Genomic DNA, 12,813 nt, shown 5'->3' on the forward strand with positions numbered 1-12,813 from the left:
GGGGATGGCTCCTTCGGCGGACGACCGGCTCGACCTGCCGGCGGTGGGTGAGCGGCAGAGCCTGCGGGAGCAGGTGGCGCACGCCCTGCGGGCCGCCCTGATCACCGGTGAGATGCGGCCCGGCGTCGTGTACTCGGCGCCCGTGCTGGCCGCCCAGTTCGGCGTCTCGGCCACCCCGGTGCGCGAGGCGATGCTCGACCTCGCGAAGGAGGGTCTGGTCGAGGCGGTGCGCAACAAGGGCTTCCGGGTCACCGAGCTGTCCGACCGCGACCTGGATGAGCTCACCGAGATCCGCCTGCTCATCGAGGTGCCCACGGTGACCCGCCTGGCCGCCGGGAACGGCGCGGGCGGGGGAGCGGACGGCGCGGGAGGCACCGCGAGGTTCGATCCGCTGCGCCCGCTGGCCCAGCGGATCGTCGACGCGGCAGACCGCGGCGACCTGCTCGCCTACGTCGACGCCGACATCCGCTTCCACCTGGAGCTGCTGGCGTTGGCCGGCAACGCGCACCTGGTGGACGTGGTGCGCGACCTGCGCGGCCGCGCCCGCCTGTACGGCCTGCCCGCCCTCAGCGCCCGGGGCGGCCTGGCCGGCTCCGCCCGCGAGCACCTCGACCTGCTCGACCTGCTGGCGGCCGGCGACCGGGAGGGCACCGAGCGGCTGATCCGCCGCCACATCGGCCACGTCCGCGGCATCTGGGCCGGCGGCGCCGAGTAACGTCCCGGGCCGCCCCGGCCGGAAGGCCGCGCGCCGTACGTCCGGGAGAACCGGGGCCCTACGCCCCGGGCCGGGCGTGGGTCAGCGGGCGCCGCGGGTGGAGCCCACGCTGGCGGCGACCACGCAGGCGATGGCGGCCCACTCGCGCGCGTCCAGCACCTCGCCCAGCACGACCAGCCCGATCAGCGCCGCCGCGGCCGGCTCCAGGCTCATCAGGATGCCGAACACCTGCTTGGGCATCCGGCGCAGCGCCTCCAGCTCGATCGAGTAGGGGATGACCGATGACAGCAGGCCCACCCCGAGCCCGATCAGCAGCACCTCCGGCCGCAGCAGATCCGCGCCGCCCGTTCCGACGCCCAGCGGCGCGATCACCACGAACGCCACGATCATCGCGAAGGACAGGCCGGTCGTGCCGGGGAAGCGCCGGCCCACGGCCGCCGACAGCACGATGTAGCCGGCCCAGCAGAGCGCGGCCACCAGCGCGAAGGCGATTCCGGTCCAGCTCGTCCGGGCCGCCGAGCCCCACGGGGCCAGCAGCGCGATCCCCGACCCGGCCAGCACGACCCAGAGCAGGTCCAGGCGGCGGCGCGAGGCGGCCACCGCCACCCCGAGCGGCCCGAGGAACTCGATCGCCACCGCGATGCCCATGGGCAGCCGGGCCAGAGCCTCGTAGAAGGACAGGTTCATCACGCCCAGGATCACGCCGAACGCCACCCCGGCCGCGACGTCCCGCCGGGTCAGGCCCCGCAGCCGGGGCCGGGCGACCACGCCCAGGACCAGCGCGCTCATCGCGATGCGCAGGAACACCACCGCGCTCGGCGGCAGCTGCGCGAACAGGTCCTTGGCGAAACCCGCGCCGAGCTGCACCGACAGGATGGCCAGGATGACCAGCCCGGACGGAGGGACGGCGTCGGCGGCGGTCCGCAGCAGCGCTCCCGGCCCCGGCAGCCCCCGCCGGTACGGCTCCGCCGGCCCGGGCAGCCCCTCGGCGGTCATGAGACTCCCCCTATGTCAGTGCCGTATCGACTTTCAGACCTTACTCGCCGGGCCCGGGGCGGGCGGACGCCGTCCGGGATGTGAGATCACCGGCGGCGGGTCATTCCCACCTGAAGGTGCGGGAGGCCAGGGCCAGGGAGGCCGCCGCCCAGACGGCGAGGATCGCGACGGCGCCCAGGGGGAGCGCCGCACCGCCGGTCAGCACCGCGCGCAGCCCGCCGGTCAGCGCGGAGATCGGTAGCAGCCGCAGCACAGGCTCCACCGCCGCGGGGAAGGCCGTCAGCGGGAAGATCACCCCGCCGCAGCCCAGCAGGACGAGGTAGACCAGGTTGGCCCCGGCGAGCGTGGCCTCGGCGCGCAGGGTGCCGGCCATCAGCAGCCCGAGGCCGCTGAAGGCGGCGGTGCCGAGCAGGATCAGCGTCAGCGCGGCCAGGGGGGAGCCCGAGGGCCGCCAGCCCAGGGCCACCGCCACCGCGCCGATGACGACCACCTGGACGACCTCCACGGCGATCACCGCGAGCGTCTTGGCCAGCATCAGCCCGGTCCGGGACAGCGGGCTGGCGCCCAGCCTCTTGAGCACGCCGTACCGGCGTTCGAAGCCGGTCGCGATGGCCTGGCCGGTGAAGGCGGTGGACATCACCGCGAGCGCGATCACACCGGGGGCGATGAAGGCCACCCGGGAGCCGCGGCCGACGTTCACCAGCGACGTGGTGGAGAAGCCGACGAGCAGCAGCACAGGGATGATCAGGGTGAGCAGGAGCTGCTCGCCGTTGCGGAGGGTCGACTTGATCTCCGCACCCGCCTGCGCGAGCACCATCCGCGGCAGCGGGGCGGCGCCGGGCGCCGGGGTGAGGTCGAGGGTGGTCACTGCGCTCTCCGTGCTCTCTGCGCCCTCAGGGCTCTCAGGGCTCGCTGTGTTCTCAGTGCCGGCTGTGCTCCCGGCGCTCCCGGTGCTCGCGCTCCGCCGGCGGGTCCGCCGCGGGGCGTGGCGGTCATCGGAGCTCCCGGCCGGTCAGCTCGAGGAAGACGTCCTCCAGCGTGCGGCGCTCGATGCTGAGGTCGGCGGCCGTGACGCCCTCCGCGGCGCACCAGGTGGTCACGGTGGCCAGCAGTTCCGGGCCGACCTGCCCCTCGATGATGTAGTGCCCCGAGGGGGACTCCTTGGCCGTGCTGCCGGAGGGCAGCGCGGCCAGCAGCTCGTCCAGCGACAGGCCCGGCCGGGCGCGGAAGCGCAGCTGCCGCTCGGCGCCGGTGAGGCTGCTCGGGGTGCCCTCGGCGACCACCCCGCCGTGGTCGATGATCACGACGTGGTCGGAGAGCCTCTCGGCCTCGTCCATGTGGTGGGTGGTGAGCACCACCGACACGCCGGCGGCCCGCAGGTCGGCGACGAGGTCCCAGCAGGCGTGCCGGGCCTGCGGGTCCAGGCCCGCGGTCGGTTCGTCGAGGAAGACCAGCTCCGGACGGCCGACGACGGCCGCGGCCAGCGAGACGCGCTGCTGCTGCCCGCCCGACAGCCTGCGGTACGGCGTGCGGGCGTGCTCGGTCATCCCGAGCCGCTCCAGCAGCGCCGCCGGGTCCAGGGGGTGGGCGTGGAAACGCGACATCAGGCGCAGCCACTCCCCGCAGCGCGCCGCCGGGGGGACGCCCCCGGCCTGGAGCATCACCCCGACCCGGGCGCGCAGCTCCGGCCGGGCGGGCGGGAGGCCCAGCACCCGGACGGTGCCGCCGTCGGGCCGCCGGAACCCCTCGCAGATCTCGATGGTCGAGGTCTTGCCCGCCCCGTTGGGGCCGAGGATGGCGGTGACCGCGCCGCGGCCCGCGGTGAGCGTGAGACCGTCGATCGCGGTGGTGCGGCCGTATCTCTTGACCAGATCGATGATCTCGACGGCTGGGGACTCCATGACCACGAGTTTAGGGACCACCCCGGGTGCTCCCGCTGCCGGACCTGCGGTTGTTCCCGGCGTGGCGGCGAGCCGTCCCCGCGTCCGGTAAAGGCTTCGGGCGGATCCCGCCAAGGCTCCCGATCGGCCGCCCGGTCCGCCGAGGGCCGCGTGCCACTCTGTGCCTGTCCCGAATCACGACATGAGGAGGTTCGGCGTGTCCGAGCGGAGTGGCTGCAAATCAGGTGTCCCGTGCTGGGTGGAGCTGTCGAGCGCCGACGTCACCCTGTCGGTCCGGTTCTACCGCGAGGTCTTCGGCTGGGAGGCGGTGTTCGACCCGCGTCCGGAGTCGGGAGGGTACGGCCGGTTCACCCTCGGCGGCAGGGCCGTGGCCGGCGTCGGGCCGGGCTCGGGCGACGGCGTCCCCTCGGTCTGGAACACCTATGTGGCCACCGACGACGCGGGCGTCACGGCGCTGAAGGTCCGCGCCGCCGGGGGAGAGGTCGTCTGCGAGCCGGCGGAGGTCCTCGGCGAGGGCGTCGCCGCGGCCTTCCAGGACCCCTGGGGCGCCGTCTTCGCCGCCTGGCAGCCGGGCCTGCACCGGGGCGCGGAGGTGACCGGCGAGCCGGGCGCGTTCGCCTGGAGCGAGCTGGTGACCGCCGACCCCCGGGGCTGCGACCCCTTCTACGCGTCCGTCTTCGGCTGGAGCCGCGCTGACGGCGAGGCCGGCGGGGCCGGTGGGACCGACGCGATCGGCGGGCCGGACGGCGACCGCGTCGAGTGGCGGGTGGACGGCCGTCCCGTCGCCGGGGCCTCGGCGGCCCGGGGGCCGCTCCCGCCCGGCGCGCCGCCGTACTGGCTGGTCTGCTTCGCCGTCGAGGACGTCGGCGAGGCCGTGGCGAGGATCGTCCACCTGGGCGGCTCGCTGGAGACGCCGCCCACGACGACGCCGGCGGGCAGGACGGCGGTCGTCGCCGACCCGCAGGCGGCCCTGTTCGCCGTGGTCGGCCCGCGGGAGGCGACCGGCTGACCCCGTGACCGGAGTGCCGGCCGCGACCGGCCGGCACCGCCGTCGCGGCGCCGGCCGTACGGCGAGCGCTAACCTTTTTTCCTCATATTTCCGAAATTTGGGAATTCGGATGGCCTGATTGCGGTTCCAGACCCCTGGCCCTCAAGGGCCCGTCGTGGCCCGTGAGGGAAAAGGGGTTGGAGTAGATGACCGCGGCAGCCGCCGAGTCAGAGAAGGCGTCCGTCGAGCCCGCGGAGGCCTCGGCCGCGCCCGAGGGGGTGCTCGCCGAGCCCGCCGGGCCCGTGGAGGCGGTGGAGGCGTCCGCCGGATCCGTGGAGGCGCCCGCCGCGCGGCGCAGGGGGACGCTGCTGCTCATCCTGGGCGCGCTGTCCGCGATCGGCCCGCTGTCGATCGACATGTACCTGCCGGCGCTGCCGGCCATCGCCGCCGAGATGGACGCCGGCCAGTCCCAGGTGCAGCTCAGCCTGACCGCCTGCCTGATCGGGGTCTCGGCGGGGCAGATCCTCGCCGGCCCGATCAGCGACGTGCGGGGACGGCGGAAGCCGCTGCTGATCGGCATCGCGGCCTACGCCGTCGCCTCCCTGCTGTGCGCGTTCTCGCCCGGCGTCTACGGCCTTGTCGGGTTCCGGCTGCTGCAGGGCGTTGCGGGCGGCGCCGCGCTGGTGATCGTGCGGGCCGTCGTCCGCGACCTCTACCAGGGCGCGGCCATCGCCCGCATCTTCGCCACCCTCATGCTGGTCAGCGGCCTCGCGCCGATCCTCGCCCCCATCGCGGGCGCCCAGTTGCTGGCCCACACCTCCTGGCGGGGCGTGTTCGTCTCGCTCTCCGTCGCGGGGCTGCTCCTGCTGGCGGCGGCCCTGTTCGGGGTGCGCGAGACGCTGCCGCCCGGCAGGCGCGAGGAGGGCGGGCTGCGGCACACCCTCGTCACCTTCTGGCACCTGCTGCGCGACCGGTCGTTCATGTCCAGCGCGCTCACCGGCGGCCTGGGCTTCGGCGCGATGTTCGCCTACATCTCCGCCTCGCCGTTCGTGGTCCAGGAGGTCTACGGCGCCTCCCCGCAGACGTACTCGCTGCTGTTCGCGCTGAACGCCTTCGGGCTGACCGTCGCCGCGCAGATCGGCGGGCGGCTGGCCGGGCGCAGGGTCGCCCCCTCCCGGCTGATCGTCATCGGCCTGGTCCTCTTCGCCGCGGGCGCCGCGGTGCTGATGGCCACCGCCCTCGCCCACCTGCCGCTGCCGGTGCTGGCCGCCGGCCTGTTCGTCATGATGTGCGGGGGCGGGCTGGTGATGCCCGGCGCCGGGGCGCTCGCCCTGGCCGGGCAGCCGCAGCAGGTCGCCGGGAGCGCCTCGGCGCTGACCGGTGTGCTGCAGTTCGCGCTCGGCGCCGTCGCCGCGCCGCTGACCGGCCTGGCGGGCGGGGGAGCGCTGCCGATGGCCGCGGTGCTCGCCGTCTTCGCGCTGGCCGCCCTCGCCGCCTTCACCGTGCTGCGCCGCGGCGCCTCCTCCGTCGTCCCGGTGGATGTCGTCCCGGCGGATTAGGTAAGCCTTTCCTGCGTGATGAACAGCACGAGAGGGACCGCACGCAGCGGTTTGTCAGGCGGGAAGGAATTACGCCACACTGATGTTGTGAAATACGTGACCGAGATGCATGACACCCCGGAGGCCGCCATCGCGCGGCACTCGGGCGTGTCCGCCGAGCGCAGCACGCGCGCGCGTGTCGCCCGGCTCATCCTGGAGCACGGACCCATCACCGCCGCCGCCCTCGGCGAACGGCTCGGGCTGACCCCCGCCGCCGTCCGCCGCCACCTGGACACCCTGCTGGCCGAGGGCATGATCGAGCCCCGTACGGCCAGGCCCAGGGGCCAGCGCGGACGCGGGCGGCCGGCGAAGCTCTTCGCCATCACCGACGCGGGACGCAGCGCCTTCGAGCACGCCTACGACGGGCTCGCCGGCAACGCCCTGCGTTTCATCGCCGACCGCATGGGATCGGACGCGGTGGCCGAGTTCGCCCGTTCGCAGGTGTCCGGCCTCGTCGGCCGCCTGCTGCCCAGGATGCGCGAGGTCCCCGCCGACCAGCGCGTGCGCGTCCTGGCCGAGGCCCTGTCGGACGACGGCTACGCCGCCTCCGCCAGCGGGGCCGGATCCGGGGGCGAGCAGCTGTGCCAGCACCACTGCCCCGTGGCTCACGTGGCGGCGGAGTTCCCCCAGCTGTGCGAGGCCGAGACGGAGGCGTTCGCGCGCATCCTCGGCACTCCGGTGCAGCGGCTGGCGACCATCGCCCACGGCGACGGCATCTGCACCACGCACGTGAGCCCGCGCAGGACGCCCGGCCCGGACGCGCTCCGGCGGGCGGCCGGGTCCGAGCGGCCCGCACCGCGTCAAGACACATCCGACGATATGAGCAAGGAGACCGGAAGGTGACTGTCACCGACCGCCCGGAGCTGGATGGCCTCGGGAACTACAAGTTCGGCTGGGCCGACCCGGACACCGCCGGAGCCGCCGCCCGCCGCGGCCTGTCCGAAGAGGTCGTCCGCAACATCTCCGCGCTCAAGAACGAGCCGGAGTGGATGCTGGACCTTCGCCTGAAGGGCCTGCGCCTGTTCGGCAAGAAGCCGATGCCCACCTGGGGCTCCGACCTCACCGGCATCGACTTCGACAACATCAAGTACTTCGTCCGCTCCACCGAGAAGCAGGCCACCTCCTGGGACGAGCTGCCCGAGGACATCAAGTCCACCTACGACAAGCTCGGCATCCCCGAGGCCGAGAAGCAGCGCCTCATCGCCGGCGTCGCCGCCCAGTACGAGTCCGAGGTCGTCTACCACAAGATCCGTGAGGACCTCGAGGAGAAGGGTGTCATCTTCGTCGACACCGACACGGGCCTGCGCGAGCACGAGGAGCTCTTCAAGGAGTACTTCGGCACCGTCATCCCGGTGGGCGACAACAAGTTCGCCGCGCTCAACACCTCCGTGTGGTCGGGCGGCTCGTTCATCTACGTGCCGCCGAACGTCACGGTCGAGATCCCGCTGCAGGCCTACTTCCGGATCAACACCGAGAACATGGGCCAGTTCGAGCGGACCCTGATCATCGTGGACGAGAACTCCTACGTCCACTACGTCGAGGGCTGCACCGCGCCCATCTACTCCTCCGACTCGCTGCACAGCGCGGTCGTCGAGATCGTCGTGAAGAAGGGCGCCCGCTGCCGCTACACGACCATCCAGAACTGGTCGAACAACGTCTACAACCTGGTCACCAAGCGCGCCGTCGCCTACGAGGGCGCCACCATGGAGTGGATCGACGGCAACATCGGCTCCAAGGTCACCATGAAGTACCCGGCGGTGTACCTCATGGGCGAGCACGCCAAGGGCGAGACCCTCAGCGTCGCCTTCGCCGGTGAGGGCCAGCACCAGGACGCCGGCTCCAAGATGGTGCACCTGGCGCCGAACACCAGCTCCACCGTGATCTCCAAGTCCGTCGCCCGCGGCGGCGGCCGCGCCTCCTACCGCGGCCTGGTGCAGATCGAGGAGGGCGCGCACGGCAGCGCCAGCACGGTCAAGTGCGACGCCCTGCTGGTCGACCAGATCAGCCGGTCCGACACCTACCCGTACGTCGACGTGCGCGAGGACGACGTGTCCATGGGCCACGAGGCCACCGTCTCCAAGGTCTCCGAGGACCAGCTCTTCTACCTGATGAGCCGCGGCCTGAACGAGGACGAGGCGATGGCGATGATCGTGCGCGGCTTCGTCGAGCCGATCGCGCGCGAGCTGCCCATGGAGTACGCCCTGGAGCTGAACCGCCTGATCGAGCTGCAGATGGAAGGGGCCGTCGGCTGATGGGTCTCGAGACAAAGCCCCTGTCGACCCTCCACGAGAGGTCCTCCTACGACGTCGAGGACTTCCCGGTCCCCACGGGCCGCGAGGAGGAGTGGCGCTTCACCCCGCTGTCGCGCCTGAAGGGCCTGCACACCGGCGCCGCCGCCTCCGGCGGGGGCGTCGTGGTCGCCGTGGAGGCGGCCCCCGAGGTCACCGTCGAGACCGTGGGCCGCGACGACCCGCGGCTCGGCCGGGCCTACGTCCCCGGCGACCGCGTCAGCGCCCAGGCCTACGGCGCCTTCGAGAAGGCGACCGTGATCACGGTTCCGCGCGAGGCCGTCGCCTCCGTCCCGACCGTGGTCACCGTCACCGGGTCCGGCGACGGGGCCGCCTACGGCCACACCCTCGTCAACGTGGAGCCCATGGCCGAGGCCGTCATCGTCCTCGACCACCGGGGCAGCGCGGTCTACGCCGACAACGTCGAGTTCGCCGTCGGCGAGGGCGCCACCCTCAAGGTCGTCAGCCTCCAGGACTGGGCCGACGACGCGGTGCACGTCTCGCACCACCACGCCCGGCTCGGCAAGGACGCCACGTTCAAAAGCTTCGTGGTCACCCTCGGCGGCGACGTCGTGCGGCTGTCGCCCTCGGTCTCCTACACCGGCCCCGGCGGCGACGCCGACCTGACCGGCCTGTACTTCGTGGACGCCGGCCAGCACCTGGAGCACCGCCTGCTCGTCGACCACTCCCAGCCCAACTGCCGCAGCAACGTCGTCTACAAGGGCGCGCTGCAGGGCGACGGCGCCCACGCCGTGTGGATCGGCGACGTCATCATCCGGGTCGAGGCCGAGGGCACCGACACCTACGAGCTCAACCGCAACCTGCTGCTCACCGACGGCGCCCGCGCCGACTCCGTGCCCAACCTGGAGATCCTCACCGGCGAGGTCGCCGGGGCGGGCCACGCCAGCGCCTCGGGCCGACTCGACGACGAGCACATCTTCTACCTCCAGGCCCGCGGCATCCCCTTCGAGGAGGCCCGCCGCCTGGTCATCCGCGGATTCTTCGCACAGCTCCTGGAGAAGATCGAGCTGGAGGAGCTCCGCGAGCGCGTTCTCGCCAAGGTCGAGGCGGAGCTGGAGAAGTGACGTTCGAAAAGGTCTGCAAGCTCGGCGACATCCCCGACGGCGGAGTGATCGCCGTCGAGGTGGAGGGCACCCCGGTGGCCCTCGTGCGCAAGGGGCATGAGGCCTTCGCGCTGCACGACGTGTGCTCCCACGCCGAGGTCGCCCTCAGCGAGGGCGACGTCTACGACGAGACGCTGGAGTGCTGGCTGCACGGCTCGTGCTTCGACCTGCGCACCGGTAAGCCCACCGGGCCTCCCGCCACCAGGCCCGTCCCTGTCTACCAAGTGAAGATCGACGGCGATGACGTCCTCGTCTCGCTCTCGAAGGAGTCATAAAGTGTCTGATTCGACCCGGGTCCCCGCGGGCTCCACGCTCGAGATCCGCGACCTGAAGGTCTCCGTCGCGGACAAGGAGATCCTGCGCGGAGTCAACCTGACCGTGCGGGCCGGCGAGACCCACGCCATCATGGGCCCCAACGGCTCCGGCAAGTCCACGCTCGCCTACGCGATCGCCGGCCACCCGAAGTACACCATCACCGGCGGCCAGGTCCTGCTCGACGGGGCCGACCTGCTGGAGATGTCGGTCGACGAGCGTGCCCGCGCCGGCCTGTTCCTCGCCATGCAGTACCCGGTCGAGGTCCCCGGCGTCAGCGTCTCCAACTTCCTGCGCTCGGCGGTCACCGCCGCCCGCGGCGAGGCCCCGAAGCTCCGCCAGTTCTCCAAGGACCTCAAGGGCGGCATGGACGCCCTGTCGATCGACGCGGCCTTCGCCCAGCGCAACGTGAACGAGGGCTTCTCCGGAGGCGAGAAGAAGCGCCACGAGATCCTCCAGCTGGAGCTGCTCAAGCCGAAGATCGCCGTCCTCGACGAGACCGACTCCGGCCTCGACGTCGACGCCCTGCGGGTGGTCTCCGAGGGCATCAACCGCTTCCGCGCCGGCGGCGACACCGGCGTGCTGCTCATCACCCACTACACCCGCATCCTGCGCTACGTGAAGCCGGACTTCGTCCACGTCTTCGCGGCCGGCCGGATCGTGGAGCAGGGCGGCCCCGAGCTCGCCGAGAAGCTGGAGGCCGAGGGCTACGAGGCGTACACGAAGGCAACGGCCTGATGACGACCGGCTTTGACGTGGAGAGGATCAGGAAGGACTTCCCGGTCCTCTCCCGCGAGCTGCCCGGCGGCCGGCCGCTGGTCTACCTCGACTCGGCCAACTCCGCGCAGAAGCCGACCCGGGTGGTCGAGGCGATGCGCGAGCACATGGCCATGCACTACAGCAACGTCGGCCGGGCCATGCACGCGCTGGGCGCTGAGTCCACCGAGGCGTACGAGGCCGCCCGCGACAAGGTCGCCGCGTTCGTCGGCGCGCCGAGCCGCGAGGAGATCGTCTTCACCAAGAACGCCTCCGAGGCGCTCAACCTGGTGGCCTACTCCTTCGGCAACCGCACCAACGACGACCCCCGGTTCCGGATGGGTCCCGGCGACGAGATCGTCATCTCCGAGATGGAGCACCACTCCAACATCGTGCCGTGGCAGATGCTCGCCCAGCGCACCGGCGCCACGCTGCGCTGGTTCGGGGTCACCGACGACGGCCGCCTCGATCTCTCGGGCCTGGAGGAGCTGGTCAACGAGCGGACGAAGATCGTCTCGATCACGCACCAGTCGAACGTCCTCGGCACCGTCAACCCCGTCGAGCGGGTCCTCGCCCGGGTCCGCCAGGTCGGCGCGCTGATGATGCTGGACGCCTCGCAGTCGGTCCCCCACCAGCCGGTGGACGTCGCCGCGCTCGGCGTCGACTTCCTCGCCTTCACCGGGCACAAGGTCGTCGGCCCCTCCGGCGTCGGCGTGCTGTGGGGCCGGGGCGAGCTGCTGGACGCCATGCCCCCGTTCCTCGGCGGCGGCGAGATGATCGAGGCGGTCTGGATGGACCGCTCGACCTACGCGCCCGCGCCGCACAAGTTCGAGGCCGGCACCCCGCCGATCGTCGAGGCCATCGGCCTCGGCGTCGCCGTCGACTACCTGTCGGAGATCGGCATGGACGCGGTGGCCCGGCACGAGCGGGAGCTCACCGCCCACGCGCTGGAGGCGCTGGCGGAGGTCCCGGGGCTGAAGGTCATCGGACCGCGCGACCTCGACATGCGCGGCGGCACGGTCTCCTTCACCCTGGAGGGGATTCACCCGCACGATGTGGGGCAGATCCTGGACGACGACTTCGGTGTGGCCGTGCGGGTCGGACACCACTGCGCCCGCCCGCTGCACCTGAGGTTCGGGATCCCCGCCACCACGCGGGCGTCCTTCTACCTCTACACCACACCGGCCGAGATCGACGCCCTGGTCCGCGGCCTCCACCACGTGCGGAAGGTGTTCGCCTAGCAATGCCGGAGCAGTTGAGATGATCGCCGAGTCGATGTACCAGGAGCTGATCCTGGAGCACTACAAGCACCCCCAGGGCCGGGGGCTGCGCGAGCCGTACGACGCCGAGGTCCACCACGTGAACCCGACGTGCGGTGACGAGATCACCATGCGGGTGAAGCTCGGCGACGGCGGCAAGATCGAGGACGTCTCCTACGACGGCCAGGGCTGCTCCATCAGCCAGGCCGCGGCCTCGGTGCTGTACGAGCTGACCGAGGGCTCCACCGTGGACGAGACGCTCGCCGTGGTGGAGGAGTTCACCCGGCTCATGCAGAGCAGGGGGCAGGTCGAGGGCGACGAGGAGGTGCTGGGCGACGCCGTGGCGTTCGCCGGCGTCTCCAAGTACCCCGCCCGCGTCAAGTGCGCCCTGCTGGCCTGGATGGCCTACAAGGACGCGGTCATGAGGAGTTCTGAGTGAGCAAGCCTGTGGAGACGCCCACCTCGGCGTCGTATGACGGAGAGACCACCCTTGACGAGGTCATGGAGGCGCTCAAGGACGTCGTCGACCCCGAGCTCGGCATCAACGTCGTCGACCTCGGCCTCATCTACGGGGTCAACCTCGACGCCGGCGAGGCCGGCGCCGCGCCGATCGCCACCATCGACATGACGCTGACCAGCGCGGCCTGCCCGCTGACCGACGTCATCGAGGACCAGGCCCACTCGGCCCTGGACGGCATGGTCTCGGACGTGAAGATCAACTGGGTCTGGCTCCCGCCGTGGGGCCCGGACAAGATCACCGACGAGGGGCGCGAGCAGCTGCGCATGCTCGGCTTCAACGTCTGACCGTCCCGCCGGTCGCGGCCCGCACCCGCCGGTGCGCGCCGCGGCCGGATTATGTGAGAGGATGCCCGATAC

The 12,813-nt window shown here is 72.3% G+C and carries 14 protein-coding genes; 11 read left to right on the plus strand and 3 right to left on the minus strand.

Annotation, left to right across the window (positions count from 1 at the left end; all coding sequences use genetic code 11):
- The first annotated feature begins 4 nt into the window (after positions 1 to 4).
- Positions 5 to 715 (plus strand): GntR family transcriptional regulator, encoded by a 711-nt coding sequence (locus tag ACZ6W9_RS19430; RefSeq protein ID WP_470118920.1) that lies wholly within the window; start codon positions 5 to 7, stop codon positions 713 to 715.
- 81 nt (positions 716 to 796) lie between these two features.
- On the opposite strand, the gene ACZ6W9_RS19435 is transcribed toward ACZ6W9_RS19430, so the two are convergent.
- From ACZ6W9_RS19435 to ACZ6W9_RS19445, 3 genes are all read right to left on the minus strand, one after another.
- Positions 797 to 1,711 carry an EamA family transporter gene (locus tag ACZ6W9_RS19435; protein WP_389968278.1) on the minus strand — a complete coding sequence of 305 codons (915 nt, stop codon included), beginning with the start codon at positions 1,709 to 1,711 and terminating at the stop codon, positions 797 to 799.
- A gap of 100 nt (positions 1,712 to 1,811) precedes the next feature.
- Entirely contained in the window at positions 1,812 to 2,579 is a 768-nt protein-coding gene (locus ACZ6W9_RS19440; protein WP_389968276.1) for an ABC transporter permease, read from the minus strand.
- A gap of 124 nt (positions 2,580 to 2,703) precedes the next feature.
- Positions 2,704 to 3,612 carry an ABC transporter ATP-binding protein gene (locus ACZ6W9_RS19445; RefSeq protein ID WP_389968275.1) on the minus strand — a complete coding sequence of 303 codons (909 nt, stop codon included), beginning with the start codon at positions 3,610 to 3,612 and terminating at the stop codon, positions 2,704 to 2,706.
- Positions 3,613 to 3,808: 196 nt separating this feature from the next.
- Between ACZ6W9_RS19445 and ACZ6W9_RS19450 the strand changes: the two genes are divergently transcribed.
- From ACZ6W9_RS19450 to ACZ6W9_RS19495, 10 genes are all read left to right on the plus strand, one after another.
- Positions 3,809 to 4,621, plus strand: a complete 813-nt coding sequence (locus tag ACZ6W9_RS19450; protein ID WP_389968273.1) for a VOC family protein — start codon at positions 3,809 to 3,811, stop codon at positions 4,619 to 4,621.
- A gap of 185 nt (positions 4,622 to 4,806) precedes the next feature.
- On the plus strand, positions 4,807 to 6,159 hold the full coding sequence (locus ACZ6W9_RS19455; protein WP_389968271.1) for a multidrug effflux MFS transporter: 1,353 nt from the start codon (positions 4,807 to 4,809) through the stop codon (positions 6,157 to 6,159).
- Between the two features lie 105 nt (positions 6,160 to 6,264).
- Positions 6,265 to 7,041, plus strand: coding sequence for a helix-turn-helix transcriptional regulator (locus ACZ6W9_RS19460; protein WP_389968423.1), 777 nt, complete (start codon positions 6,265 to 6,267; stop codon positions 7,039 to 7,041).
- Complete coding sequence (gene sufB / locus ACZ6W9_RS19465) at positions 7,038 to 8,450, plus strand: Fe-S cluster assembly protein SufB (protein WP_389968269.1); 1,413 nt, start codon at positions 7,038 to 7,040, stop codon at positions 8,448 to 8,450. The genes ACZ6W9_RS19460 and sufB overlap by 4 nt, the downstream gene beginning before the upstream one ends.
- Complete coding sequence (sufD, locus tag ACZ6W9_RS19470; RefSeq protein WP_470118924.1) at positions 8,450 to 9,571, plus strand: Fe-S cluster assembly protein SufD; 1,122 nt, start codon at positions 8,450 to 8,452, stop codon at positions 9,569 to 9,571. The genes sufB and sufD overlap by 1 nt, the downstream gene beginning before the upstream one ends.
- The gene (locus ACZ6W9_RS19475) at positions 9,568 to 9,885 is read left to right on the plus strand and encodes a non-heme iron oxygenase ferredoxin subunit (protein ID WP_389968265.1); all 318 of its coding nucleotides are present in this window, start codon (positions 9,568 to 9,570) and stop codon (positions 9,883 to 9,885) included. Before sufD ends, ACZ6W9_RS19475 begins: the two co-directional genes overlap by 4 nt.
- A gap of 1 nt (position 9,886) precedes the next feature.
- The gene (sufC, locus tag ACZ6W9_RS19480; RefSeq protein WP_389968263.1) at positions 9,887 to 10,660 is read left to right on the plus strand and encodes a Fe-S cluster assembly ATPase SufC; all 774 of its coding nucleotides are present in this window, start codon (positions 9,887 to 9,889) and stop codon (positions 10,658 to 10,660) included.
- The gene (locus tag ACZ6W9_RS19485) at positions 10,660 to 11,919 is read left to right on the plus strand and encodes a cysteine desulfurase (RefSeq protein WP_389968261.1); all 1,260 of its coding nucleotides are present in this window, start codon (positions 10,660 to 10,662) and stop codon (positions 11,917 to 11,919) included. The genes sufC and ACZ6W9_RS19485 overlap by 1 nt, the downstream gene beginning before the upstream one ends.
- A 19-nt stretch (positions 11,920 to 11,938) precedes the next feature.
- Positions 11,939 to 12,376, plus strand: coding sequence for a Fe-S cluster assembly sulfur transfer protein SufU (gene sufU / locus ACZ6W9_RS19490; protein WP_389968259.1), 438 nt, complete (start codon positions 11,939 to 11,941; stop codon positions 12,374 to 12,376).
- On the plus strand, positions 12,373 to 12,741 hold the full coding sequence (locus ACZ6W9_RS19495; RefSeq protein ID WP_389968257.1) for a metal-sulfur cluster assembly factor: 369 nt from the start codon (positions 12,373 to 12,375) through the stop codon (positions 12,739 to 12,741). Before sufU ends, ACZ6W9_RS19495 begins: the two co-directional genes overlap by 4 nt.
- The last annotated feature ends 72 nt before the right edge of the window (positions 12,742 to 12,813 follow it).

Source organism: Streptosporangium sp. NPDC053982 (assembly GCF_055585205.1).

Bases quoted from the DNA above. Each gene is read 5' to 3' on its own strand.
- ACZ6W9_RS19485 (WP_389968261.1), top strand. From the start codon at position 10,660: ATGACGACCGGCTTTGACGTGGAGAGGATCAGGAAGGACTTCCCGGTC.
- ACZ6W9_RS19430 (WP_470118920.1), top strand. From the start codon at position 5: ATGGCTCCTTCGGCGGACGACCGGCTCGACCTGCCGGCGGTGGGTGAG.
- sufD (WP_470118924.1), top strand. From the start codon at position 8,450: ATGGGTCTCGAGACAAAGCCCCTGTCGACCCTCCACGAGAGGTCCTCC.
- ACZ6W9_RS19435 (WP_389968278.1), bottom strand. From the start codon at position 1,711: ATGACCGCCGAGGGGCTGCCCGGGCCGGCGGAGCCGTACCGGCGGGGG.
- ACZ6W9_RS19455 (WP_389968271.1), top strand. From the start codon at position 4,807: ATGACCGCGGCAGCCGCCGAGTCAGAGAAGGCGTCCGTCGAGCCCGCG.
- ACZ6W9_RS19460 (WP_389968423.1), top strand. From the start codon at position 6,265: ATGCATGACACCCCGGAGGCCGCCATCGCGCGGCACTCGGGCGTGTCC.
- ACZ6W9_RS19445 (WP_389968275.1), bottom strand. From the start codon at position 3,612: ATGGAGTCCCCAGCCGTCGAGATCATCGATCTGGTCAAGAGATACGGC.
- sufU (WP_389968259.1), top strand. From the start codon at position 11,939: ATGATCGCCGAGTCGATGTACCAGGAGCTGATCCTGGAGCACTACAAG.